At 43.5% G+C, this 24,605-nt stretch carries 23 protein-coding genes and 1 tRNA gene; 16 read left to right on the top strand and 8 right to left on the bottom strand.

Annotation, left to right across the window (positions count from 1 at the left end):
* Positions 1–181: 181 nt before the first annotated feature.
* Positions 182–1,150 (bottom strand): GMP reductase, encoded by a 969-nt coding sequence (locus CL176_RS10555; protein ID WP_118991241.1) that lies wholly within the window; start codon positions 1,148–1,150, stop codon positions 182–184.
* Between the two features lie 858 nt (positions 1,151–2,008).
* On the opposite strand from CL176_RS10555, the gene CL176_RS10550 reads away from it, so the two are divergent.
* From CL176_RS10550 to CL176_RS10515, 7 genes are all read left to right on the top strand, one after another.
* On the top strand, positions 2,009–2,377 hold the full coding sequence (locus CL176_RS10550) for a TIGR04076 family protein (protein ID WP_240430550.1): 369 nt from the start codon (positions 2,009–2,011) through the stop codon (positions 2,375–2,377).
* Positions 2,377–3,426, top strand: coding sequence for an aldo/keto reductase (locus CL176_RS10545; protein WP_118991239.1), 1,050 nt, complete (start codon positions 2,377–2,379; stop codon positions 3,424–3,426). Before CL176_RS10550 ends, CL176_RS10545 begins: the two co-directional genes overlap by 1 nt.
* 12 nt (positions 3,427–3,438) lie before the next feature.
* Positions 3,439–4,923 carry a Na+/H+ antiporter NhaC family protein gene (locus CL176_RS10540; RefSeq protein WP_118991238.1) on the top strand — a complete coding sequence of 495 codons (1,485 nt, stop codon included), beginning with the start codon at positions 3,439–3,441 and terminating at the stop codon, positions 4,921–4,923.
* A 902-nt stretch (positions 4,924–5,825) separates the two neighbouring features.
* Positions 5,826–6,386, top strand: coding sequence for a tetratricopeptide repeat protein (locus CL176_RS10530; RefSeq protein WP_162890964.1), 561 nt, complete (start codon positions 5,826–5,828; stop codon positions 6,384–6,386).
* Positions 6,362–6,640 (top strand): helix-hairpin-helix domain-containing protein, encoded by a 279-nt coding sequence (locus CL176_RS10525; RefSeq protein ID WP_118991235.1) that lies wholly within the window; start codon positions 6,362–6,364, stop codon positions 6,638–6,640. The genes CL176_RS10530 and CL176_RS10525 overlap by 25 nt, the downstream gene beginning before the upstream one ends.
* 295 nt (positions 6,641–6,935) lie before the next feature.
* Complete coding sequence (locus tag CL176_RS10520) at positions 6,936–7,412, top strand: superoxide dismutase family protein (protein WP_118991234.1); 477 nt, start codon at positions 6,936–6,938, stop codon at positions 7,410–7,412.
* A 124-nt stretch (positions 7,413–7,536) separates the two neighbouring features.
* Positions 7,537–8,355 carry a Cof-type HAD-IIB family hydrolase gene (locus CL176_RS10515; RefSeq protein ID WP_118991233.1) on the top strand — a complete coding sequence of 273 codons (819 nt, stop codon included), beginning with the start codon at positions 7,537–7,539 and terminating at the stop codon, positions 8,353–8,355.
* A 43-nt stretch (positions 8,356–8,398) separates the two neighbouring features.
* Here the strand turns inward: CL176_RS10515 and CL176_RS10510 are convergent, their stop codons facing one another.
* The 6 genes from CL176_RS10510 to CL176_RS10490 all read right to left on the bottom strand — a co-directional run bounded on the left by CL176_RS10510 (position 8,399) and on the right by CL176_RS10490 (position 12,034).
* The gene (locus tag CL176_RS10510; protein WP_118991232.1) at positions 8,399–8,728 is read right to left on the bottom strand and encodes a branched-chain amino acid transporter permease; all 330 of its coding nucleotides are present in this window, start codon (positions 8,726–8,728) and stop codon (positions 8,399–8,401) included.
* Positions 8,725–9,417, bottom strand: coding sequence for an AzlC family ABC transporter permease (locus tag CL176_RS10505; RefSeq protein WP_118991231.1), 693 nt, complete (start codon positions 9,415–9,417; stop codon positions 8,725–8,727). Before CL176_RS10505 ends, CL176_RS10510 begins: the two co-directional genes overlap by 4 nt.
* Positions 9,418–9,856: 439 nt before the next feature.
* The gene (locus CL176_RS12400; protein ID WP_162890963.1) at positions 9,857–9,994 is read right to left on the bottom strand and encodes a hypothetical protein; all 138 of its coding nucleotides are present in this window, start codon (positions 9,992–9,994) and stop codon (positions 9,857–9,859) included.
* A gap of 123 nt (positions 9,995–10,117) precedes the next feature.
* Entirely contained in the window at positions 10,118–10,315 is a 198-nt protein-coding gene (locus CL176_RS10500; protein ID WP_118991624.1) for a hypothetical protein, read from the bottom strand.
* 455 nt (positions 10,316–10,770) lie between these two features.
* Positions 10,771–10,843: transfer RNA gene (locus CL176_RS10495), tRNA-Lys, on the bottom strand.
* Positions 10,844–11,737: 894 nt separating this feature from the next.
* A complete protein-coding gene (locus tag CL176_RS10490) occupies positions 11,738–12,034 on the bottom strand; it encodes a hypothetical protein (protein ID WP_240430549.1) in 297 nt (98 codons plus the stop codon).
* Between the two features lie 280 nt (positions 12,035–12,314).
* On the opposite strand from CL176_RS10490, the gene CL176_RS10485 reads away from it, so the two are divergent.
* Together CL176_RS10485 and CL176_RS10480 are read left to right on the top strand one after the other, a co-directional pair.
* On the top strand, positions 12,315–13,055 hold the full coding sequence (locus CL176_RS10485; protein WP_118991230.1) for a hypothetical protein: 741 nt from the start codon (positions 12,315–12,317) through the stop codon (positions 13,053–13,055).
* 26 nt (positions 13,056–13,081) lie between these two features.
* Positions 13,082–14,794: a serine hydrolase gene (locus tag CL176_RS10480; RefSeq protein ID WP_118991229.1), complete on the top strand. Its 1,713-nt coding sequence runs from the start codon at positions 13,082–13,084 to the stop codon at positions 14,792–14,794.
* Positions 14,795–14,877: 83 nt separating this feature from the next.
* Here the strand turns inward: CL176_RS10480 and CL176_RS10475 are convergent, their stop codons facing one another.
* Positions 14,878–15,168 (bottom strand): ArsR/SmtB family transcription factor, encoded by a 291-nt coding sequence (locus CL176_RS10475; protein ID WP_118991228.1) that lies wholly within the window; start codon positions 15,166–15,168, stop codon positions 14,878–14,880.
* Between the two features lie 431 nt (positions 15,169–15,599).
* Between CL176_RS10475 and apf the strand changes: the two genes are divergently transcribed.
* The 7 genes from apf (at position 15,600) to rlmD (ending at position 24,556) form a co-directional block, all read left to right on the top strand.
* A complete protein-coding gene (gene apf, locus CL176_RS10470) occupies positions 15,600–16,676 on the top strand; it encodes an aggregation-promoting factor (protein ID WP_118991227.1) in 1,077 nt (358 codons plus the stop codon).
* 1,305 nt (positions 16,677–17,981) lie between these two features.
* Positions 17,982–20,153: a Tex family protein gene (locus CL176_RS10465; RefSeq protein ID WP_118991226.1), complete on the top strand. Its 2,172-nt coding sequence runs from the start codon at positions 17,982–17,984 to the stop codon at positions 20,151–20,153.
* 9 nt (positions 20,154–20,162) lie between these two features.
* The gene (locus CL176_RS10460) at positions 20,163–21,038 is read left to right on the top strand and encodes a fructosamine kinase family protein (RefSeq protein WP_118991225.1); all 876 of its coding nucleotides are present in this window, start codon (positions 20,163–20,165) and stop codon (positions 21,036–21,038) included.
* A gap of 382 nt (positions 21,039–21,420) precedes the next feature.
* Positions 21,421–22,269, top strand: coding sequence for a Cof-type HAD-IIB family hydrolase (locus CL176_RS10450; RefSeq protein WP_118991223.1), 849 nt, complete (start codon positions 21,421–21,423; stop codon positions 22,267–22,269).
* Positions 22,270–22,647: a hypothetical protein gene (locus CL176_RS10445; RefSeq protein ID WP_118991222.1), complete on the top strand. Its 378-nt coding sequence runs from the start codon at positions 22,270–22,272 to the stop codon at positions 22,645–22,647.
* Positions 22,648–23,124 (top strand): S-ribosylhomocysteine lyase, encoded by a 477-nt coding sequence (locus CL176_RS10440; RefSeq protein ID WP_118991221.1) that lies wholly within the window; start codon positions 22,648–22,650, stop codon positions 23,122–23,124.
* Positions 23,125–23,191: 67 nt separating this feature from the next.
* The gene (rlmD, locus tag CL176_RS10435) at positions 23,192–24,556 is read left to right on the top strand and encodes a 23S rRNA (uracil(1939)-C(5))-methyltransferase RlmD (protein ID WP_338053750.1); all 1,365 of its coding nucleotides are present in this window, start codon (positions 23,192–23,194) and stop codon (positions 24,554–24,556) included.
* Positions 24,557–24,605: the final 49 nt, after the last annotated feature.

Raw genomic sequence — 24,605 nt, 5'->3', positions numbered from 1 at the left:
ATCTCAATTCAACCATGAGCCTCTTGAGAAGTCTCAGAAAATTATCATAATATTTATCGTAAAAATTCAGCAATCAAGCAAAATTTGAGACGTATTTGCAACAAAGCTTGAGGCGGATGGCAAATATTTGTGGCAAGAGATCGGAAACTGCTAGCCCGATAATGTTCAGCACATCACTGTTCTAATCTCCATTATAAATACTTGGAATGACCTTATAATCCACCGTGCGAATGGCGGCCAAATCTTTCCCGCCGGCATAGGAGATGCTGCTTTGTAAATCTTCTTGCATTTCAGTCAAGGTATCGAAGAGACTACCGCGACTTTCGATGAGGATTTTCTTACCTTCGACGTTCTTGTATTCACCTTTTTGGAATTCGCTGGCGGAGCCGAAGTACTCTTTGTAAAGGACGCCACCTTCTTCAATTTCGGCGCCTGGTGATTCTTCGTGGGCGGCTAAGAGGGAGCCGATCATCACCATGCTGGCACCAAAGCGAATACTTTTGGCGATGTCGCCATGGGTGCGGATGCCCCCGTCAGCAATCATTGGTTTGCGTGCAGCTTTGCCACAGAGGCGAATAGCAGCTAATTGCCAGCCAGCTGTACCAAAACCTGTCTTAATCTTGGTGATGCATACGCGTCCGGGTCCGACACCGACCTTGGTGGCATCGGCTCCGGCATTCTCCAAGTCCCGCACGGCTTCGGGAGTCGCGATATTCCCCGCAATCACGAAAGTTTCCGGCAGTTCTTGCTTAATGAATTGAATCATATCGATGACCGTTTGGGCATGGCCATGGGCAATATCGATGGTAATATAGTCGCATCTTTCACCGCTAAATTTTAGTTCGCGAATGAAATCATATTCTTCTGGTTTTACTCCGACACTGATGGAAGCATAGAGACCTTGTGCATTCATATGTTTAATGAAGTCTAGTCTTTGCTCTGGATTAAAGCGATGCATGATATAGAAGTATCCTTGGCGGGCCAATTCTTCTGCTAAGGGTTCATTAATCACCGTTTGCATATTTGCTGGGACGACCGGGATTTTAAAGCGATGTTTACCGAATTGGACGGACGTATCGCATTCGTTCCGGCTCTTCACAATACATTTAGCTGGAATGAGTTGGACTTGATCGTAATCAAATGTTGTCATTGAAACCACTTCCTTTTGAACTTGTATGGAGTGTCTGAATAAGCGCGGCAAACACGCACTTTAAGCGTCAGACATCCTACCAATTCATGATACCATAAGCAGCCGCTTAGGGAAATCTTAAAGTATCGCTACTTCTAGCCAATAATGAGGGCTAAAGGAATCTTTTTATGGGTGCGGTAAGCAAGCGTTTCATGAGGTTTTCCTTATAAAAACTCATTAAGATTAAAAATAAATGATAAAGCCCCTTGCATTTGGCAAAGTTATCCGTTAGAATACTGGTAATGAAACCGATGCGGGAGAGGTAAGATTGCAGAAGTATCTTTAAGCGAGGGCGTGGTGGTGAGAGTCGTCCAGATATGGCAATACATGGGCTCCCAAGGGCAAAGCGAATTGCTTTAGGCGAAGTAGCGGCGACGCAAGGCTAGCGTTATCATAAGCCAAGACGATGTTAGTCGTTGATGAGCGGGTAGGCGTAATAGGCCTATCAATTAAGGTGGCACCGCAGGTTAAGCACTTGTCCTTAGTTTACAAATGTATTTTTGTTTGTAGATTAAGGATAGGTGCTTATTTTTGTGGATACAATTCAATAAAAAAACCAAAGCAGGAGAAGTAACTTTGTACAAGCATTCCCAGCGAGGGCGAGACGGTGTGAGTCGCCTGAATGTGGCAGAGGATGGGCTCCTAAGGGCAAAGCGAAATGGGTAGACCAGAGTAGCAGCGACGCAAGGCTAGCGTTATCATAAGCCAGAACGATGTTGGTCGTTGATGAGCGGGTAGGTTTATAGGCCTACCAATAAAGGTGGTACCGCAGGTTGAACACTTGTCCTTTGGTTGTGAAGGATAGGTGTTTTTTTATTTATGGAGAAAGGGAGAAAGAAGATGTCCGAAGATTTGTTTACGTTATATGATTTGAAGGTAGAAGTTGTTGAGACGGGGCGTCCGTTTGTGTGTAGTCATGAAGTGGGGGATTATTTCTTAGTTCAAGGGGAGAATTTAATTTTCCCGCAGACGAAGCAGTTCTCCCTGTATTCATTGGCAGCCCTTCTGCCTCTCTTGCCGGCTAAGCAGCGGGCTTATCAGCGCAATGATTGGATGTTGTCGGATGCAGTGATTGCCTGTCCAGATCCAAATTGTGGGGCCGGTTTTAAGATTACCCGGACGAAGCAACGTGAATTTAGCCATGCGGAGACGACAGTTGAACCGATTTATGAAGGAGAGGACTTGTAATGGTAGAGAAAATCACATTAGTAGACGATTACACAATTAGCCGGGTCTTGAATGGCTTGTGGCAATTGTCGCCAGGACACACCTTAAAGGGCCATTTAGATAGGCAAGAAGTTCAGAAGGCTTTCGATGAACTGACGGACCGTGGCTTTACGACCTTCGACTTAGCAGATATTTACACTGGGGCCGAGGAAGCCCTAGGAGAATTCCTAGCACGTTTAACAGGGTCCAGCACACTAACGGTACACGACATTCAAATTCATGAGAAATATGTGCCAGATATTGATGTCTTAGAGACAGTTAGCTTTGCAGAAACAGAAGCAATTATTGACCGGAGCTTGCGCAAATTGGGTCGGGATTATATTGACTTGATGCAATTTCATTGGTGGGATTATCACATTACCCGTTATGTGGAAGTAGCTGAGCATCTAGTGAAGCTTCAAGCAAAGGGTAAAATACGCTACATTGGTGTGACGAACTTTGATACCCCGCACCTTCAGGAGCTTGTTGACGCCGGTATCCCCGTCTTGACATGTCAGAGTCAATATTCCTTGTTCGACCGCCGGCCAGAAAAAGCCATGCTGGACTATTCAAGGGAGGCAGGCATTCACCAAATATGCTTTGGGACACTTTCAGGCGGGCTATTGTCAGATAAATATCTAGGCCAAACGACTTATCAAGCGGAGACCCGCTCGCAAGTTAAATACCAGCAAGTCATCGACCAAACCCTTGGGCAAGCAGGCCACCAAAGGCTGTTGGCCTTACTGAAAGAGATCGCGGATCAGTACGGTGTATCGCTTTCGAACGTGGCAACGCGTTATATCTTGGAGCAACCAGGCGTTGCCGCAACCATTATCGGGGTTCGCAATAGCCGTCATGTTGACTCTAATGCACAAATCTTTGACTTTGCCTTATCCGCAAGCGACCGACAAGCAATCCGTGAACTCTTGGATGAGTACCCTATGCTGGAAGGGGATTGCTATGAATTGGAAAGAGATCCTACTTCTGTCTTTAGTTCAATTATTCGCCGAAATGAGAATGCCAATGGTTAAGGAGGAAGCAGCATGAAGCAAATGAAACTGGCGTTTAAAGGTGGTTACTTGACTGCCTATGTACCGATTGTGGTGTTTTTAATCTTTTGTATTTATTATTTCGTTATTATTAAGGCTTTTGAGATGCATGCGCTGGCGATGGGTGCCTTGATTGGTTTACTTATCGGTGCCTTGTTCGTCCAGAAGGGTGTAGCTGATACTTATTGGGAAGCCGTCTATAAGGGAGCCAAAGATGCCATACCTGTTGTAATGTTGCTGCTTGTCATTGGCATGTTCTCAGAGATGATTAAGGCGAGTAACTTGTCTGGAGGCTTTGTTTACTTGGCAACTCAGATGAATATTAGTGGCGGCTTATATACGGCAATGACCTTCCTGTTCGTTTCACTCATTGCAACAGCAACGGGTTCATCCATCGGTTCGCTCTTTACCTGCTTCCCCATCTTCTATCCAGCGGGTGTGCTCTTGGGAAGTCAACCGGCTGTCTTGGCAGGGGCGATTGTCAGTGGAGCGGTCTTTGGTGATAATTTAGCTCCCATTTCGGATACAACGATTATTTCGGCAGGAACGCAGTATTACAAGCATCATAAGCGAACGGCAGATGTTGGGGGCGCTGTGCGCACACGGTTGAAATATTCACTCATATCAGGTGCGGTTGCTTTTCTTCTTTTTATGTTAGTTGGGGGCGGTTATCAGCCCGGTGAAGGGGCAGCGGAGATGTTGGTTCAATTTAGTGATCCGCGGGCTTTGTTGATGTTACTGCCTGTGGCGTTGATGCTGATTGTCTCGGTTCGTACAGGGGATATGTACTTAGCCATTACTTTAGGCTTAGTGGCCGGTTCAGGCATTGGTTTGCTTTCGGGTGTGTTAATACCGGCGGATATTCTGTCGGTGGTTGATGGCTCGCCGAGTGGTTTTCTTGTAGATGGTGTGGGTGGTATGATGAGCACTTGCATTCTAGTCCTGTCAGTTTATGGAATTATGGGCGTTCTAGAAGCTTCGGGTGCTTTAGATAGGTTGACGGATGGGATTTACCAGAGTAAATTGTGTGACACAGTGGCTGGTACAGAAGTGGCCATGATGTTGGGCATTATTCTTACCTCGATTATCTTTGGTGGGGTGACCAGTGCATCCATGACCACCTTTGGCAAAGTGCAGAATGAACTGGGCCAAAGAGCAGGTCTCCATCCGTATCGGCGGGCCAATCTTTTGGATGGTTTTGCCAATAGTCTAGGAGTCGCCGTACCGTTTCTGAGTGTCTTTATCTTTCTCGGTTCACAGCTGACGCAAGGCTATGACTTTGTCTCTGCCGTGTCTGTTGTAGGCGTCAGTAAATATATCTTTCACTGCTACGGCTTATTTGCAGTCTTCTTTGCCTCGATTCTAACTGGCTGGGGGCGGAAATTTGAAGGGCCAAAGGGTGAAGCATTGACTCAGCAAGAATATGAAGCCTACATGGGGGATGTGAAGGCGAGGGAGCAGCTAGAGGTTGTGAAATAGGGTAGATTTATATGTATGGGGAAAGCTCACTGGTGGGGTGGGATTTTGTGCTGGGATGAAATGGAGTGAACGCTAAGTTAAGGCCCTAGCGGTGTGGCACTGGATTTATACTTCCTCGACTAACTTGCGGAGTTCGGTAGGAAGACCTTTGCAACATTGGATAAGGGTTGATATTTCTGCCAAATGAGATTTAACTCGGATGTCAGTTTAGGTTCGAGAGGGATAACTTGATATTTGAGCGATGCGTGTTGTAGATGCCGTCCAAGTTAATGGCTTCTGCGAGACCATTTACGATCATAATCACAGCATTATTAAGCAGATTATATGTGCCAACAAGATGAAGACGATCGATATGATGCCCTAGCCAGGTGCTCAACTTGCTATCGATGAAAGACTGATCCGAGATAATTAAAAGTTGTCCTTGTAGGTCTTCAGGACTTATCCCGTCCAATGTGGCCAAAGGGGAATCTATCCGTGTCATAGCGCCCCAGCGGTTCACCCAAGGAAGGGGGAGAATCTCATATTTGTTCTGATCGATAAAACAAATCGTCAGAATAAAGTCATACAGTCCGCGGTCCAATCGGGGGAGTAGATAGTCTGCATTTAAACACGAATTTGATTAAAAATGTCAGGGCTAAGTATCGCCATCTTTTCCAGATATAATATAGTTGAAAGGTGGAGATTGCATGCCGAGAAACAATAAGATAATCCCATTTCACGCACATCATGAGGATGCTTACGAACGTTCAGAAGTATTGCTTGAGCGGGCTAGGCAAACACGTAACGAAGAGTAACGTAAGGAGCTGTTAGACGAAGCTATTGCAGTATGTCCAGAGAATTCCACTGCGTATCTGCTGCGTTATGATACGCCCTATGAGTTATTAAATAGCTAGGCAATGGAGGTGCTTGAACGTGCAACGAAACAATGGGAACAAGAGGGCAAGCTGGGTTGGCGAGATTTAGAAGCGCGTCCTTTTCTTGGATTCAAACATACCGTCGCGGAAGCTTATGAGTATGCTGGTAAATTAAATCAAGCACTTGAACACTATCAGGCAATCTTATCAGCCGATGAAGGAGATCCCTTAGGAGTCCGCTTTCGAATATTGAGCATATATGCCCGAACGCTTCAATGGCAGAAGGCGGAGGAACTTGCTAATGCTTATAAAGACGGAGACCATCACTGGGATGATCAAATTATCGTGCCTCTACTGGTAGCGGCCATTGTTACCGACCGTGAAGTAGCAGCCAGATCGTTAATGGAAGACTTAATCACCGTGAATCTTAATTTAAGCACCTTACTTACGAGTGAGGATCCCTATGCAATGATTATAGACTTGTCATCATCAAAGTTGTATCGCTCGAATTCTATTGAAAGTTTGGCATTGCTTTCAGCCATCTGCTGCCGATTATGGTGCATTCTGTTTATGTCTTGGAGTGGATGTGGAATACTTATGAGGAGCTAAGTGGTGAAACCTTAGAGGTAGTGGAAAGCCAACCCGAGCATTCCGATTATGGCAGCCATGAAACGATGCCCGAGAATATGTACTTCTTTATCTTGCGCAAAAACTTGCCCTACCAAGGTTATAAAGCGTTGTGGGAAGCTGGCTTAGTCACATCCAAAGCGATTGAAGCGAAAGGTGCCAAGGCATTAAAGCAGTTGAAAGGCGTGGGTCCAGCAACAATTCAGACTTTAAAGGATTTAGGGTTGAATATATAACGAGTATATGCCAGAGAGTTTAGCGGAAGCAGGGAATTGCTTTCGCTTTTGTCGTTGGGGGGAATTGTTCAGGCATCGGCCCTTCGAGTGTATAAGAAACTATCACAGGAGGGATATATTAAGGCATGTAGTGGGAGTTGCTTAAGATTATCCAATACAGACTGTGCATACATCCACGTAAGGTAAACGTGACAAAGGTTTGAACAGTCTGTTTTGACGTTGCCAAGCATTTTCCTTGCTTCCAGGGCAGGGGTTTACTATTATTTAGTCATGCCTAATAAAAGGAGATGAGTGAATGGGAGAAGAAATTATTGTAACAATGTTGGATGTTAAGGGTGAAGAGCATGGCACCGCAACGTTTGTTGAAACGGAAACAGGGGTAAAGATGACCTACGCTTTCTATAATCTGCCTGAAGGCGAGTTTGCCATGCACATTCATGAAACAGGCTTAGCGAGTCCAGAAAAGGAATTTACTGACGCAGATAGTCATTGGAATCCTACCGGTGTAGAACATGGCCATAAGTCTGAAACAGGACCTCATTTAGGTGATTTGCCGAATATCTTTGTTGATGCGGATGGTAAGTCAACGGGTGAAGTTGAAATTAAGCAAGCGACCTTTGTTGAAGACCCTGCAGCAGGACGCTACTCTTTGGCTAACGACGGTCAAGGTACGGCTTTAATCGTTCATGTAGGCCCAGATGACTATCATTCCCAGCCAACCGGGGCAGCGGGTGACCGTCAGCTCGGTGGCGTCATTGTTCCTAAGCAATAAGTATTATCTTAAGTTGGCGTACGTTCATCAAGAATAGTACGCCAACTTTAAGCTTTCAAAAAATGTCAAAGCCATCAAAAGATGCTATAATAGCAGGCGAAAAAGCATAAAGCGAGGTAAGTGGATGGCAGAATTTGAGAAGGTACTACTCATAACAGATTTAGATGGAACATTGTTAAATGCGACACATCAAGTTAGCGAGGCTAATAAAGCAGCAATTGCAGCCTTTCGTGCCCGCGGAGGCTTATTCACGCTAGCTAGTGGACGAATGGTAGGCGGGATGAAGCATATTGCTGAGGAATTAACCGTTGACTTGCCGATTATTTCTTATAATGGTGGTATGCTGTATGACCCGGTGCAACAAGATGTCCTTTATGAAGCAATGATTGAGGATTATCAAAGTATTCTGGAAGATTTACAAAGCTTGGTATCCGTACACGAAATCGGCGTAGAAATTTACCAAGAGGGTCAATCCTTTGGCTTCGGCTCCCAGGAAATTCTGGATATTTCAGCTTATAAGCAGAAAGTGACCATTGCGCCTCTGGTTGAAGCAGATTTGACCCAACCAATTGTGAAATTTATGATCATGGGTCGTGACCGCTCGGTATTGGAGGATTTCGAAAGGCATGTGCATACATTAGGCTTACCGGTGGACACGGTCTATTCCGAATACCTTTACTTGGAGATTCTACCTCAAGGCGTCAGTAAAGGAAATGCCTTGAAACGCCTGCTTGAATATATACCGCATAAGGATTTAGCTGTAATAGCAGTGGGCGATAATTTGAATGATTTAGCGATGCTTCTGGAAGCAGATTATGGCTTTTATCCAGAGAATGCATATCAGGACCTAGTTCGAGACGACTTACATCCGACTGTGCACCATACTGAGCACGTCGTGCATGATATTTACCATAACTTTATCTTGCCGAAATGGGCTCAATAAATGACTAAGGATGGACACCGCAATTGTGGCGTCCATCCTTAGTTTAAATAAAGATAAATTGTACGAGTAACATATATAGCACCGTCCCAATTAGAATACTCAAAAGCGTATTGCGCTTCCAGGCGTGCAGGGCAATGACAGCAAGACTAGCGATAAGTTCGGGTAGACCATGAGGGTACTGCCAGACTTGTACATCTTTATAGGAGTACACCACAATGAGGGCAATGGCTGCCGCTGGCAGCACTTTACCGAGATATTCAATGAAGATGGGTGGTTTTTTGTTAGCGGGGAAGATTATAAAGACAATATACCGGGTTAACATAGTGCCTAAGGCAATAATCATCGCCGTGAACCACTGCTGTTGGCTTGTCATTGGATATCCCCACCTTTCTGATCTTTAGGTCTTTGGGCGAGCAATGTCATGATAATCAGCAGCATAGAAGGAATCATGAAATGTTGCTTACCGAAAAGCAAAAGCATCGCAAACGTGCTCAACAGCCCAATTATAGCCGGCGTATGGTCGTCAGTGCTGAGCCACTGATCAACGAAAATTGACAAGAAGAGTGCAGTAAGTACAAAGTCAATCCCTGTTGTATCAAAAGGAATCATCGCACCCAGCACAACCCCTAACACTCCCCCTAAGATCCAGTAAAGGTGGTTTAACCAACTTATATGAAAGAAAACCCAATCTTGTCTGATATGTGCCGGAATGTCCAAAGCAACGTTTAAGGAGAACGTCTCATCCGTCATGGCGAAAATCGTATAATACTTCTTCCAATCCATCTGACTGTAGGGCTTGAGCATCGTAATACCATAGAAAACGTGTCGGGCACTAATAATGAGCGTTAAGAAAAAGTGCGTAATTGGATCGAAGGGTCCAATTAAAAGAGGAACCGCCGCAAATTGCATGGCGCCTGAATAAACTAAGAAACTCATAAATATAGTCAAAGAAGGGGACAAACCTTGTGAAACCGCAAGAATCCCGAAAGAAAGGCCTAGAAAGAGGTAGCCCGCAAAGATGGGTACCGTCTTAGGAAAGGCAAATTTAAACGCCTCTTTCAAAAAATCACCTCGTTATTTAGTCAGTAATAGTATTCTAACATATATATGCTATATGTGCGGGAAATTGGGGTTTCAGTATCTAGATTGAATCATTTTCTCGATTGTCAATTTAAGTTAGAAATTTCTACACTATATGATGAGTGAGGGTGATCAAGGACGGAAGCCAGATTCTAAGCCTATAAAAAAGAGAGCAGCCTATAAAGGTCAACTCTCTCTAAAATATTGTCTAACTTTTTGGGGTCACTATATGCCAGCAGTCCCTCCAGCTTTACCAATCAATGTTTTTAATCTTCTTTCTTCCACTTTGCTCACTCCTTGTTTATAAAATAAAATACAATCAAAAATAGAATTAATATCGGAATATACTTCATAATTCTAATGCTAGATGATATAATTAAACCAGAGGAAGGAGGCTGTCTTCCTTCTTGGTTATTGGCGACTACTCTGATTTGTCTTTGCGGGATTTATCAGAGTGGTCTTTTTTTATCGCTTCTATTAACTTCGCTAGACCTGAAGCAAGTGCTCCTATGCCTGTAGCTAATGCCCCTAGAGCGATAACTAATTCTTCATCTAACATCTTTTCACCACCTTTCTTTTTATTTTAGAGGTATCTCTCAACCTCTAACTATATTAGATTTTATTCGTTACCAATAGTCAATTGTTTATCAAAGAAAGTTACATTAATTCAACAAAATCCCGCCTAATCAGCGGGGCTATTTTTTTGCAATGAAAGGGCGTAAATATAAAGTTTCTCTATTGTCCCAAATTTCGCGTTATCTATACTTGATTTGCCGTTTCTTAAATCATTTACAGTCATGTATGGAACGCCAGCTTCTTTAGATATTTTATAAGCACTGATCGAATTGTTTGAAAGTAGTTGTTCAACTTCTTTTCTCATTTTCATTTACCCCCATATTAAATAAATTATATTTATAGCTGCAACGATAATCCAAAAAATAATTCTTAAGTTTTGTTTTTGATCGTCATTCAGTCTCATTTGTGTTTTTCCTTTCTATTATGTATGTTGATTTCTCTCTAATCTCGATTTCACATTTGCAACATCCTTTTCTGGCCTTCTACCTATTTTATGACGGTAAAGCGTTATAAAATTAAGTGTTACCTGAAACTTTTTATGTTTTTAATAGCGCTGGCACCTCTACGGAGACCAGTACGGAGATCTTCTCGCTTCAATTAGTGAGGCGGTCTTTTTTTATTGCAAACAAAAAATCCCGCTTATTTTAAGCGAGAACCTTTTTGCTGGCGGATAAGCAATATTTAAAGCAACATTTTAATTATTAGAAAAATTCACATATAAAACACTTTGCAAATAGCTATACACCAACGTTTATAGAATGGGCGATGAGGGGATCGAACCCGCGACCCACGGATTAAGAGTCCGTTGCTCTACCAACTGAGCTAATCGCCCGAGAGAATACGAATATATTACTCCTCTTGATTTAAATTGTCAAGTTTATTGACAATTTTTTTAACGAAAAAGGACTTTCATTCTAAGGTAAATTGCAATACCAAATGCATAATTTTTAGCCAAATCCCAGTGTAACAATAACGATCTAAAAAGCTGGTTAGACCAATATTCTCACTCCGTTTTGGAGGAATGAAGCGCTAGCTCTTAAATAAACACAAGGAGATTGGTAGAGCGCTTTTCCCTACGCTACCAACTTCGTACATTTTTCTTCATATACTTCGTTAGGACATTGATAGTTTAAGATTCTTCGGCAACGGTTATAAATGGAGTTTGTATCTGTTTGTAAATCTCGATAGGTTAATTCTCTTAGACTCTCTCCTTTGGGTAAGAATTCGCGTAAAATACGATTATGACCTTCATATGTTCCTTTCTCCCACCTGCATAAGCATGGGTAAAATGAATTTTAGTCTCTTCACATTGATGCTCAAGATTCGATAACGTAGAGAATTCAGATCCATTGTCCGTTGTCATTGTCTTAAAGCGCTCAACTCCTTCTTTTTTCAATCATCTTCAATACGGCTACCTCAATCTTTTCAGCAGTTCGATTCCAGTTTTTTTAGTTATGAGTTTACGTGTCTTACGATCAACTAACGTGATAACACATGGTTCTCCTTTTGTTTTCTTGCCGAGAACTCAATCAAGTTCCCAGTGGGCAAACGTTTCCCGAGATAGTACGGTTACACACTGCAACTCAATACTGCGACCCAAAACTTTTGTATTAGATCCATGGGGTGTTGACTGTTGCTTTCGGGGACGTAAGCATGTTTTAATTGGCAAATCGATGTTGCGGACTTTCAAGAGCTGTTGATCAATGTATTGATAGATAGTCTTGGTTCAGGGCACAAGCTCTAATGGATTGTTTCTTCGATAGGAATGAATAAAGGTATCAATACTGAAAATACGTTCTTTAGTTGGTGTTAACAAAGCTTTTTCAAGTTCACTAAAGAAACGCTGACTAAAGCGATAGATGCTTTTAGCGCGGCAATTAGCTCGGTTTTCTTGATAAACACGAGAATCGACTTCAGCGATATAAGTGGTGTAGTACTTGCTGTTATAATCTTTCTGGCGAACTCTTCCATGTTTTAACTCTCGTGATACAGCAGATTGGCTAACACCGAGTATCTCTGCCATTTGGACTTGAGAATACGCCCTTCTTGATACATCTGCTCTAATCGTCCTCGCATTTCAGGGGTGAAGTGCTTAAATCGACGGCCTGTTGTGGTAGAATTTATCATGTCAGTGAATACTCCTTACTAATGGTTTGATAGCTATTTAGTACATCGTATTCACTGATTTTTTGTCATTTATTCTTATGCATTTGCTTATGCAGCTTACCACTTTCATTCTAATAAATATTTGATATAATAGATAGCGTTACTTTGAAAAGCAGAGTGTGACTTAGGAGGTTACAATGAAGAGTAGCATAGATAATTACATTGCTTACCAAGAAATCCCAGTCCCGGAAGAGATCCTAACGATTGAAATTCCATCTTGGGATGCTGCGGCCCAACCTGTTTTGGACCGAGCTTTGGTAGAGTATCGCTTGAATCATGACGCGAAAGCGACCGAGTTGACTGATGGAATGGTTGAACAGCTTAATTTGCCTGGAATTGCCTCTGTTTCACAACTAAAGCAATTGGGCATGACAACTTATGAGAAGCGTCAGAAAGAAGCGCATTATTATTATAAATTATTACCTTACATATTGAATTACTATTATATCAACTCCAATATCTTGATGAACAGTCAAGAGCGGGATGCCTATGTTGAGGAATATATGCAACAAGTGCAAGGCTACGCAGAAGAAGCCGGGATGACGGTGCGAGCATATGGGCGTCAAGTGATGGGAATTACAGAAGATAATGTGCGTGAGGTCTTTGAGCAGCGCGCTTTGGAAGATTTTACGTTTAAATTACTCGCGCAAGACATTGCTGATAGACAGGGATTAGTCTTAGATGAAGAGTCTTATGAGCGCTTTATTCAGCGGAATGTACTGGAGAATGGGGCGGATGAGATTGCCTTGCGTGAGGAATTGCCGTTGAAGCGTTATCAAGAGATTTATCCTGAAATGGCCTTGTCGCAGGAATGGTATGATTATTTTTATCCACAAATTCGTTTTAAGATTAATCCAGAAGTAACTTTGCCGATGTAAAACTTGAAGGAATAGGAGGATGGTTCGTGAATGAATCGATGAACCACGAAGAACAAACTGTATCTAAAGATACGAGCAGAATGATTGGTTTGGCTGTAGGCGTACTCGCCCTAATAGGAGTCGTTTTTTTGTTATTTAATTTCAAAAAACATTCGCAAGTATCTCAGGGAAATGAACCTACTTTTACTTTGCCTGGGCCTCTATTGTCAAAGGATACTGTAGATTATTCAAGTTTCCAAGAATTGCCAACGCTTAATTGGAATCCGAATCGGGGGATTCTTATTGAAGATTTGCAGGTTGAACCGGAAGCAGTAAGTACGACAAGTGGCGAACTTCCTGAACCGTTACCTTGGTTTTATTTCAGCCCGAATGTGGCAAAGGTATCGCCGACGTCGATGGCTAATGAATATCAGCTTTTGGAGCGCGAACCTTTCAATGATTATGCTTGGTACACAAAGGCTGGCGAACGTTATCTATTTAAGGATGGCGAACCTTATAATGGCTGGTATCATACACGTTTTGGTGCTTTGAGGCATTATCAAGATGGGGCGTTTGATGGGATGTATATCTCGCATGAGAACCTCCCGCGTTTTCAAGCTCGGCGTGAAAGACTTCAGACAATGGTTCCACAAGTGCGTCCGAAGTTTTTCTTTGTTGAACAATCCGGCGAAGGCCAAGTAACAGCTAAGCCAGAACCTGTTAGTTACCCTGTTCTTTACAAGAATCCTGAGCGAATCATTCTCTCAACACCTCCTGGTATGGAGGGGATGACCTTGGTTGATACGACCGAGATTTATGTGGATATGCCGATGGAGATTGTCGAAGAGGTTACGGTTGATGAGACAGCTTGGGTGCATGCCTATATAGGCTATGAAGAATTAGGTTGGTTGCCTAAGGATGATACGTTTACCGATTATGTGCAGACGTACTACAGCGAACGTGAATTATTAGATACGATTGAAGCGATTGCTTGGGAAGAAATTGAACAGATTGCAGCCCGGGTTGGGGTGTCCTTTATTAATAATGAGACGATGGCCCAGGTTGATGTGAATAACCAAGCCTTTTTCCCGGCTAGTACTCAGAAAATTTTTGTTCTAGGGGAATTGTACCATCAGTATAGTACCGGAGAGTTGTCGCCGGATACGGAAGTAATCCTAACGAATGCTGATAAAGTGCCAGGTGCAGGGATTATTCAAGAACATGCGGATGGGACAGTCTTTACGTTGGATGAATTGGTTAATCTCGTTGCTATTTATAGTGATAACACCGCGGCAAACATGCTGATAGATGCAGTAGGTGGTGGTGAAGTAATCAATCCAAGCATGCAAGGTCATGGTTTCTACGACACGGAGGTAACTGGCAAGTATTACCATGATGGAACTTGGTTTACAACAACGCCCCATGATGCGGCACGCTTTTTCGCCTTACTTCACAATAATGAATTGAACGGTGAGCCATGGGACGAGTTACTGATTGAGAAATTCCAGATGAATACGCATACTTTCCTACGTACGAATATTTGGGGCGATACTTATAGTTGGAACAAATCTGGCTTAGGTGGAACGGAGCAGAATGATGCGGCGACCTTTGTGACCCCGTACGGATCTTATTCTTTAGCAGTTTACACAGCTGAACCAGCTTATTACGGAGCCATACCAGCCCAAGTTGCCCAATTGTCATCGAGAATTCACGAAGCCTTTAATACGGTTCGCAGTAATCTTTGGCTTACCGTAGAATAAAAAAATAACGAAGCGAGTATGCCGTTCTAGCATCTTCGCTTCGTTTTTTTCTGTCATCGTAGGAGGTTTTAGGTCGATAGAGATTACTCGCTTTCTAAACTGCTCACGACGTTACGTGCAATATCATTTGTGAGTTCGTAGAAAATTTTGGTCCCTTCGCGATTAGCAGTAACAACGCCGATTTCGCGCATTTTGCTAATGTGTTGTGATACTGTAGATTGTGCTAAATCTAAAGTTTCTTGGATTGCGCCAACATTCATGGTGCCGTTCTCATAAAGCGCAATGGCGATTGCGTAGCGAATAGGATGAGCTAGGACTTTGATAATGTTGACCTTATTCACAAGTTCACTTGAATGAACATCAATAACTGGCATATGTATATTTACCTCCTTCTTGTCTAAAAAAACCCTGATGTACCCATTCTACCATGTAAGAAAAATTATACAATTACAGGAGGATTAAAAATTGTCGAATATTTGTGGCGTAAAGTCGCAGAAATTTCAAACTTTCCTTTATTATAGCATCAAATAACAGGGAAGTATCGCAAATTGCTTACAATAAAGTGGTGAAATGAAGATTCCCCCTGAAATGAAAAACCGAGCAAAAAATAATGTTTGTATATTACAGAAATATGACAAATGTAACGATTGGATGGTCATTTGACAGAATTGTAACGAAATAATGCATCTGGATTAAAGGAAATTAACAAGATGGGCAAAGCCCTTGTTTTGATTTTGCTTTGCGGTTATGATGGTCTCACGTTGAAATTGACAAGAGATTTTATATATAAGGAGTATTTATTTACATGAAAAATGCGTTAAGAACTGTAGCAAGTGCAGCCTTATTAACTGCTGTATCTTTCAATGTCTTACCAAACCTAACTGTAGAAGCTCAAGAAACAAATGAATGGACCCCTCGTACGGTTCAAGAAATTAAAGCAGACCTCGAAGCGAATAACGGTGTTTATACGATTCAATGGGGCGACACTTTATCAGCGATTGCTCGCGCGATGAATATGAGCCTTAGAGAAGTAATGGTTGTTAACCAAATTGATAATCCTGATTTAATCCAAGCAGGTTCCGTGATGCAATTCTTCGCAGATGAGCACGTTGTAACTTTCGAAGCGGAAGAAGTTGCTCCAGTTGCATACTCAACCTATACAGGTGAAGAAGTCGCTTTACCAAGCGCTTACCAAGCACCTACCGCAAGTGAAAACCTTACCGTTGACTACGTTGCAGAGTGGGTTACTGAAACACCAGCGACACCAGTTGTAGAAGAAGTTGCTTCAGTTGCTGAAGAAGTGATTACAGAAGCAGTTGAAGAAGCAGCACCTGTTGCAGAAGAAGTTGCGCCAGTCGCTGAAATGACACCAGCGCCAGTTGAAACACCAGCGCCAGTAGTTGAAGTAACGCCTGAAGCAAACGAACCTGTTGCAACTGAAACGCTTGAAGCAGTTGAAGAAGTTCCTGCAGCACCTGTTGCTGAAGAGCCTACTTATACTGAAGAAGAAGTTATCAATAATGGCATGGTTACTTACACTGCACCAGCAGAAGAAGTTGCTGAACCAGCACCGGTTGTAGAAGAAGTCGCACCAGAAGTTGTTGAACCAGTCGTGGAAGATGTTGTTGCACCAGCGCAAGCTGTAACAAACGACGCTGAATATGCAGCGAAAGAATGGATTGCGATGAAGGAATCTGGTGGAGATTATAACGCAGTTAACCCAACTGGTAAATATATTGGACGTTACCAATTAACGAATACTTATTTAAATGGTGACCACTCACCAGAGAATCAAGAGCGCGTAGCTGACGAATACGTTATGAATCGCTACGGATCTTGGACAGCAGCTAAAGCTTTCTGGGAAGCTAACGGCTGGTACTAAGATAAATTTTATGGATATTAGAACCAACTTCGGTTGGTTCTTTTTATTTGGCTAGGAGCGAGGTGAAATGAGTAGTTGGCTTTATGCTATCTTGCAGGGAACGCAGTTTGACCTATTTGGTGCCATGTATAGTTTGCGCAATGTGTTTCCTCATGTTTGAATGGAGGTTCAAACATGACCAAAATATTTTGCTAAGGTTTGAACTGCCTTTCAAACACGAGCAACTTACTTCCTAAGGTTTGACTGACCCCTCAAACATGACCAAAAAATTTTGCTAAGGTTTGAGCTGCCTTTCAAACACGAGCAACTTACTTCCTAAGGTTTGATTCACCCCTCAAACATGACCAAAAAAATTTTGCTAAGGTTTGAACTGCTTTTCAAACACGAGCAACTTCTTCCTAAGGTTTGAACTGTCTTTCAAACACGAGCAACTTGTTTTGCTAAGGTTTGAACTGCCTTTCAAACACGAGCAACTTCTTCCTAAGGTTTGATTCGCCCCTCAAACATGACCAAAAAATTTTGCTAAGGTTTGAGCTGCCTTTCAAACACGAGCAACTTTCTTCCTAAGGTTTGACTGACCCCTCAAACACGACCAAAAAAATTTCCTAAGGTTTGAACTGCCTTTCAAACACGAGCAACTTCTTCCTAAGGTTTGATTCGCCCCTCAAACATGACCAAAAAATTTTGCTAAGGTTTGAGCTGCCTTTCAAACACGAGCAACTTCTTCCTAAGGTTTGATTCGCCCCTCAAACATGACCAAAAAATTTTGCTAAGGTTTGAGCTGCCTTTCAAACACGAGCAACTTACTTCCTAAGGTTTGACTCACCCCTCAAACATGACCAAAAAAATTTGCTAAGGTTTGAACTGCTTTTCAAACATGACCAAACTGTTTTGCTAAGGTTTGAACTGCCTTTCAAACACGAGCAACTTCTTCCTAAGGTTTGACTGACCCCTCAAACATGACCAAAAAAATTTCCTAAGGTTTGAACTGCCTTTCAAACACGAGCAACTTCTTCCTAAGGTTTGACTGACCCCTCAAACATGACCAAAAAAATTTGCTAAGGTTTGAACTGCTTTTCAAACATGACCAAACTGTTTTGCTAAGGTTTGACTCGCCTTTCAAACACGAGCAACTTACTTCCTAAGGTTTGATCCGTTCTTCGATGCTTAGTGAATTGCTCGGCAAACGTATGCCTATTAAATCGATAAGCAGTACGTTTACACCTGCCAATCAAAGACAGCTCCTCCAGGAATATGCTATAATACAATCATTCGTAACGTTTATATTAATCAAAGGAGTATCTCATGACTGAAACGCAAGAAACTTTCCAATTTATTAATGAAGTAGCCAAAGCTACTAATATTCGTCCAAAGCAAGTTGAAGCTACGTTAGAGCTTTTGGAAGAAGGCAATACCATCCCTTTTATTGCCCGCTACCGTAAAGAAGTGACGGGGTCTTTGGATGAGGTGCAAATTCATGCAATTCAACAGAATCACCAAAGTCTTGTGCAATTTCATGGCCGAAAAGCGGACATCTTACGTTTGATTGCAGAGCAAGATAAGTTGACGCCGGAGTTGGAGCAGGCGCTTGAGCAGGCAACGACCTTGCAGCAGCTAGAGGATTTATACGCGCCTTATAAGCAGAAACGTCGTACGAAAGCGACAATCGCTAGGGAACAAGGTTTGGAGCCTTTAGCAGCATGGTTGCAGCATCCTGAGGGGGATGAAGCGCCTGAAGTATATGCAGCGCAATTCATTACCGATGAGGTGCCAACTGCTCAAGATGCCTTGGATGGAGCTCATGAGATTATTGCGGAACAAGTGTCTGAAGTAGCTAGTTTCCGTGAGTTTATCCGTAAATATACCCGCTATAATGGCCAAATAGTGACCAAAGTGAAAGATGAAGAGAAGGATCCGAATAATGTTTATCAGATGTACTACGATTTCGAAGAGCCTTTAGGGAACTTATTAGATCATCGGACCTTAGCGATTAATCGGGCCGAAAAAGAGGGAGTTCTCTCAGTGAAAGTCGTCGCTGATGAAGAGCCAGTTCTGCAATATATGGGGCGTCATTTCATTGATGAAAAGTTACCGGAAGACAAACGCGGCTATGTTGAAACCGCAATAGCTGACGCTTATAAACGCTTTATCCAACCAGCGATTGAGCGTGAGATGCGTAATGAGAAGACCGAATCTGCTGATGCACAAGCGATTGAAGTCTTCGGCGAGAATTTACGTCACCTATTACTTCAACCGCCTTTGAAAGGGAAAGTCGTGATGGGCTTTGACCCGGCTTACCGTACTGGGTGCAAGTTAGCTATTATCAACGAAACCGGTCGCGTTTTGGATAAGGGTGTGATTTATCCGCATAAACCGGCTAGTGAGAAGAAACGCCAAGCTGCTGCGCAAGAGTTATTGGCTTATATTGACAAGTATGATGTCGATGTTATCGCTATCGGGAACGGAACAGCTAGCCGTGAGTCGGAGCAATTTGTCAGTGAAGTAATTCAAGCAAATAACTTGGCTACGCAATTTATAGTCGTGAATGAAGCAGGCGCGTCGGTATATTCAGCCAGCGAGATTGCGCGTGAAGAGTTCCCTGACTTCCAAGTCGAAGAACGTAGTGCCGTAAGCATCGCCCGTCGTCTGCAAGACCCACTAGCAGAACTTATCAAAATCGATCCGAAATCAATGGGAGTCGGCCAATACCAACATGATGTATCCCAGAAAGATTTGAATGAAGCACTCGATTTCGTTATTAATATTACAGTCAACCAAGTTGGGGTAGATTTAAATACCGCGTCAGTGCAGCTCTTACAACACGTATCAGGTTTGACCCAAGCGACGGCGAGGAATATTGTGGCAATGCGGAATGAGATTGGCAACTACACCTCACGCGAGCAACTGAAAGACGTTAAACGCCTCGGAGCTAAGACGTATGAGCAATCAGTAGGCTTTATCCGTATTATGGGTGGCGAGAATCCGCTGGACCAAACTAGCATTCACCCGGAAAGCTACGACATCGCAGAAAGTTTTTTGAAAGAGGCGGGCCTTGAAGTCGAAGCGATTGGCAGTGAAGAAAGCAAGGCAGCCTTGGATGGCTTGAAAGTTGCGGACTTGATGGAGCGCTATGAACTTGAGCAAGCGACGGTAGAGGATATTCTGGACGGCTTGAAGCATCCGACGGCGGATATTCGTGATGGACAGGCAGCCCCAGTGCTTCGCGACGACGTGCTCTCTATGGATGACTTGGAAGTTGGGATGCGACTTCAAGGAGTGGTGCGCAATGTGGTGGATTTCGGTGCCTTTGTGGATATTGGCGTGAAGGAAGACGGTCTAATTCATATTTCGAAATTATCCAATAAGTTTGTGAAGCATCCTTCTGAAGTGGTCTCTGTTGGAGACATTGTGAATGTTGAAGTGATTCAGTTAGATAAGGCCAAAAATCGTATCGGCTTAAAACGCTTGAAAGATTAGGTGAGGAAAGTGCATGAAGCAAGATGGTTTAAAGAATTGCCAGTAGATGGGATTCAGCGTATCCAACGGGTTGCAGGCGGGGATGTGAATCAAGCATATCAGGTCGAGACAGCAAGCAAGAAGTACTTCTTATTAAACCAACCCGGGCAAACTGCCGCCTTTTATGATAATGAGGTTGAAGGCTTACGCGCAATGCATCAAGCAGGTGTACGGGTGCCTGAAGTCATTGGCCAAGGCGAACTTGACGGGACTGCCTACTTGTTACTGGAATTCTTAGCTGAAAGCTACCAGGGCGATCACCACGCTTTAGGCGAAATGGTTGCTCGACTGCACGCCGCTCAATCGCCGACAGGCAAGTACGGCTTTAACACAGATTATCGCGGCTCAGCCATCGCCTTTTCAAATGCGTGGACGGATACTTGGCCAGCGCTCTTCTTAAATCAGCGGATGGATCCATTAGCTGAAGCGTTAGTCCAAAAAGGCTTGTGGTCCCAAACGGATTATAATTTATATTTAAAAGTCCGCGAAGTGATGGAACGTGATTTAATGCAACACCAGAGTAAACCTGGACTCTTGCATGGAGATTTGTGGTCCGGGAACTACATGTTCTTGACCGACGGTTCACCGGCCTTATTCGATCCGGCCTCATTTTACGGAGACCGGGAATTCGACCTAGCGATCACAACCGTCTTTGGCGGTTTCTCCCCGGCCTTCTATGAGGCTTATTGCGACAATTATCCGCTTGAGCCGGACTATAGCTACCGTTTGCCTTTCTACCGCTTGTACTTGTTGATGGTGCATTTGTTGAAGTTCGGGAACAGCTACCGCCAATCGGTAGAGCATGAGCAGGAACGCATTCTCGCAGGAGAGGCTTATACGATTTAATCCGGTTTTCTTGCGTTTGAAGCAAGTGAGGTGCCTTAGTAAGGTTTGGCGGCTGGTTCAAACCTTAGGAAACCGTTTTGCTCGTGTTTGGTGGCTGGTTCAAACCTTAGGAAATCGTTTTGCTCGTGTTTGAGGTCTGGTTCAAACCTTAGGAAACCGTTTTGCTCGTGTTTGATGGCTGGTTCAAACCTTACCAAACCACAAATGCATACAATATACGACAAAATACCCCTTCTAGCCCATGATATGCTCCCCCTTAAGTAGATTTACTTTTTTAAGTGTCTACTTGACAGGGGGCAGTTCACCCATCTATGGCTAAGGGGTTTAATCTCTGCGTTGATTTATGTTAGAATGAGACCAAATACAGGACAAGGAGCATAAAATGAGCCTAAAATTAGTCATGATTGATCTTGATGGAACCTTATTGACCGAAGAGAAGACCTATGACCGAGAGCGTTTCGACGAGGTTGTTGAAGCGTTGGTAGCAGACGATATAATTGTTTGTATTGCCACAGGTAATAGCTACCATAAGGTGACGGACTACTTTGATGAAACGATTCGTCCGAGTTTATATTTTGCTTGTGATAATGGCAATTATATTGTGAAGAACGGCGAGATGTTGCATGAATTTGCGATGTCAAAAGAACTTATGCAGGAAGTGGTTGCTGAGTTGGATCGTCATCCGGGTTATCATCCTTTGGCCAATACGGGACCGATGGCCTATTTCCGTGAGCGTGAGGGCGAGGCTTATGAGAATGTTGCCTTCTATAATAATAATTTGACGCTAGTGGATAGCTTTGATGAGATTCCTGAAGATGAATTTGCGGTGAAATTTGCGATTTATAGTGAGCATGATCTGGATGCGATGAAAGAGATGATTGAACACTTAAATGCTACCTTATCTGGTATTCAGGCAGTGACGAGTGGCTTTGGTTGGTTGGATGTATACGTTGAAGGTGGTGGTAAAGGGGCTGCAGCGCATTACTTAATGGAGAAATACAATATTCAAGCGACGGAAGCCATGGCCTTTGGTGATAGTTTGAATGATTTGAGCATGATGCAAGAAGTGCGTTATAGTATTGCGATGGCTGATGCTGACCAAGATTTGAGCAAGCATTGCCGCTATCAAATTGGTAGCAACGAAGACCAAGCCGTCATTACCACTTTAGAAACATATATCCAAAAAGGGAATCTCGCATTCCTAGAAGCATATCAGCGGGAGGCTGAGTAGATGGCAAGAAGACCCAAGAAGCAGAAGAGAAACACTAAGCAGAATAAGCAAGCGAATTTAGAAGATTTCGAGCAAATTGATGCCTACTATATACCCAAAGAGCAAGCGGAACTTTATCGAGCCTTGAGAGAAGCGATTGCTGAGGAGATGAAGGAAGAGTTGGCGAAGCATTATCCTGACGTTCGTCGCCAAACGGATGATCCGGAACAAGGTGAGGCGGTGGTCGCTTATGACGAGGCCGGGGAAGTGGCTGTACGCTACTTTTTGAAGCCGACGAATCTTTCAGAAGCTCAGAAAGCACGCGATAAGCAGCAAATGGATACCTATGTGGAACAAATGCTTGAAACATTGAAAGCGCAAGGGAAGAAGGAAATTTAAATGGAGAAAATAGCTAGTTTTACTGTGAACCATCTTGTACTGGATCCGGGACTATATTTGTCACGACAAGATCAAGTTGGTGAGCGGACACTGAATTCTTATGATTTACGCTTTACTGCACCTAACCGTGAACTTGTCATGAATACGGGTGAGATGCACACGATTGAGCATTTAGCTGCCACGTATTTACGCAATGACCCTGAATTCAAAGATGAAGTCATTTACTTCGGCCCTATGGGCTGTCGGACAGGCTTCTATTTAATTCTAACCGATGCGGTTGAAGCGGCGGATGTTCTAGATTTATTGAAGCGTACCTTTGATTTTGTTGCCCAGTTCGAAGGTGAAATTCCTGGTGCGACAGCACGTGATTGTGGGAACTATTTAGATCATAATTTAGAGATGGCGCGTTACTATGGTGCCAAGTATCTTGACACCTTGAACCAAATTGAAGATTTAAGTTTTGCATATCAAGACTAATCTGCCTGGGCCGTATCGGGAGATGCGGTCTTTTTGCTTGGCTAGGAGAATAGAGAGGAAGAGGCTGGTGGAGTTACAGAAGAATCAAAGGCATAAGGGCCTTGTTGAAGATTTGACGTCGAAGGGAAGTGGGGTTGTGAAGTTGGACGGCTTCCCGATTTTTATTGAAGGAACAATCCCTGGGGAGACCGTCCAGTTTAAGTTAACCAAAGTTGGCAAGAAATTTGGTTATGGCCGTTTAGAAGATGTGATTGAGCCGAGTGCGGACCGAGTGACCTTAACCGATCCAATTGGCCGGCAAATTGGGACCATGACCTTGCAGCATATGGCATACCCTGCCCAATTAAACTATAAGCAAAAGCAGGTGAAGGAAGCCTTTGAACGTCTGGGTGGCTTCAAGAACATTGCTGTCCAGCCGACGATCGGTATGGAGCATCCGTGGAGTTATCGCAATAAGGCGCAAATCCCAGTCCGCCAAGTCAAGGGGCAGTTAGAAACCGGTTTCTATCGGCGAAATAGCCATGATTTAGTGCCGGTTGAGAATTTCCATATTCAAGACCCGGTGATTGATGAGACGATTATTGTGGTACGAGATATTCTGCGTCGATATCAAATTAAGCCTTACGATGAAGCCAGTGGCAAGGGCACAATTCGCCATATCATTGTCAAGCGAGGGCATTACACCGGTGAAGTAATGCTTGTCTTAGTGTTGAACCAGCGCGAACTACCCCATGAAGCTGAAATAGTGGCTGAAATTAAAGCCGGAGTGCCTGAGTTGGTAAGTCTTATGGCAAACTTCAACTTTAAGCAGACCAATGTAATTTTAGGTAAAGAGAACCGGGTGCTCTGGGGCCAAGATTATTACACAGACGAAATGCTCGGCATGCAATTTAAAATATCTGCCAACTCCTTCTACCAAGTCAACACACCACAAGCAGAGCGCATGTATGAAGAAGCCATTCGCTTAGCCCAATTAACCGGCCAAGAAACTGTTCTGGATGCTTATTGTGGTATCGGCTCCATCAGCCTTGGCTTGGCAAGAGAGGCAGGGCAAGTCTACGCCATGGAAGTTGTGCCTGAAGCGATTGAAATGGCCAAGGACAACGCGAAGGTCAATGAGATTACAAACGTCCACTTTGAAGTGGGCAAGGCAGAAGACGTCTTGCCTCGTTGGCAAGCTGAAGGAATTCAGTTTGACGTGGCAGTAGTAGACCCACCGCGCAAAGGCTTGGATAAGAGTTTTATTGATACGCTTGTTGAGCTGGCACCTGAGCGTATCGTGTACGTCAGCTGTAATCCAGCCACGCAGGCACGGGATTGCCAGCATTTCGCTGAAGCGGGCTATCAGCTGCAGTATATTCAGCCGGTAGATTTGTTCCCCCAAAGTCCCCACGTGGAGTGCGTAGTGTTGCTACAACGAAGCAACGGGTAAAAATCCTTTATTTTAAGCACTTTTTCAAGCATTTTGTCTTTATTGAAAA

The organism is Suicoccus acidiformans (assembly GCF_003546865.1).
GTDB lineage: Bacteria > Bacillota > Bacilli > Lactobacillales > Aerococcaceae > Suicoccus > Suicoccus acidiformans.
Note: the sequence above shows the minus strand (reverse complement) of the source record. Positions and strands in the feature narration are given on the sequence as shown.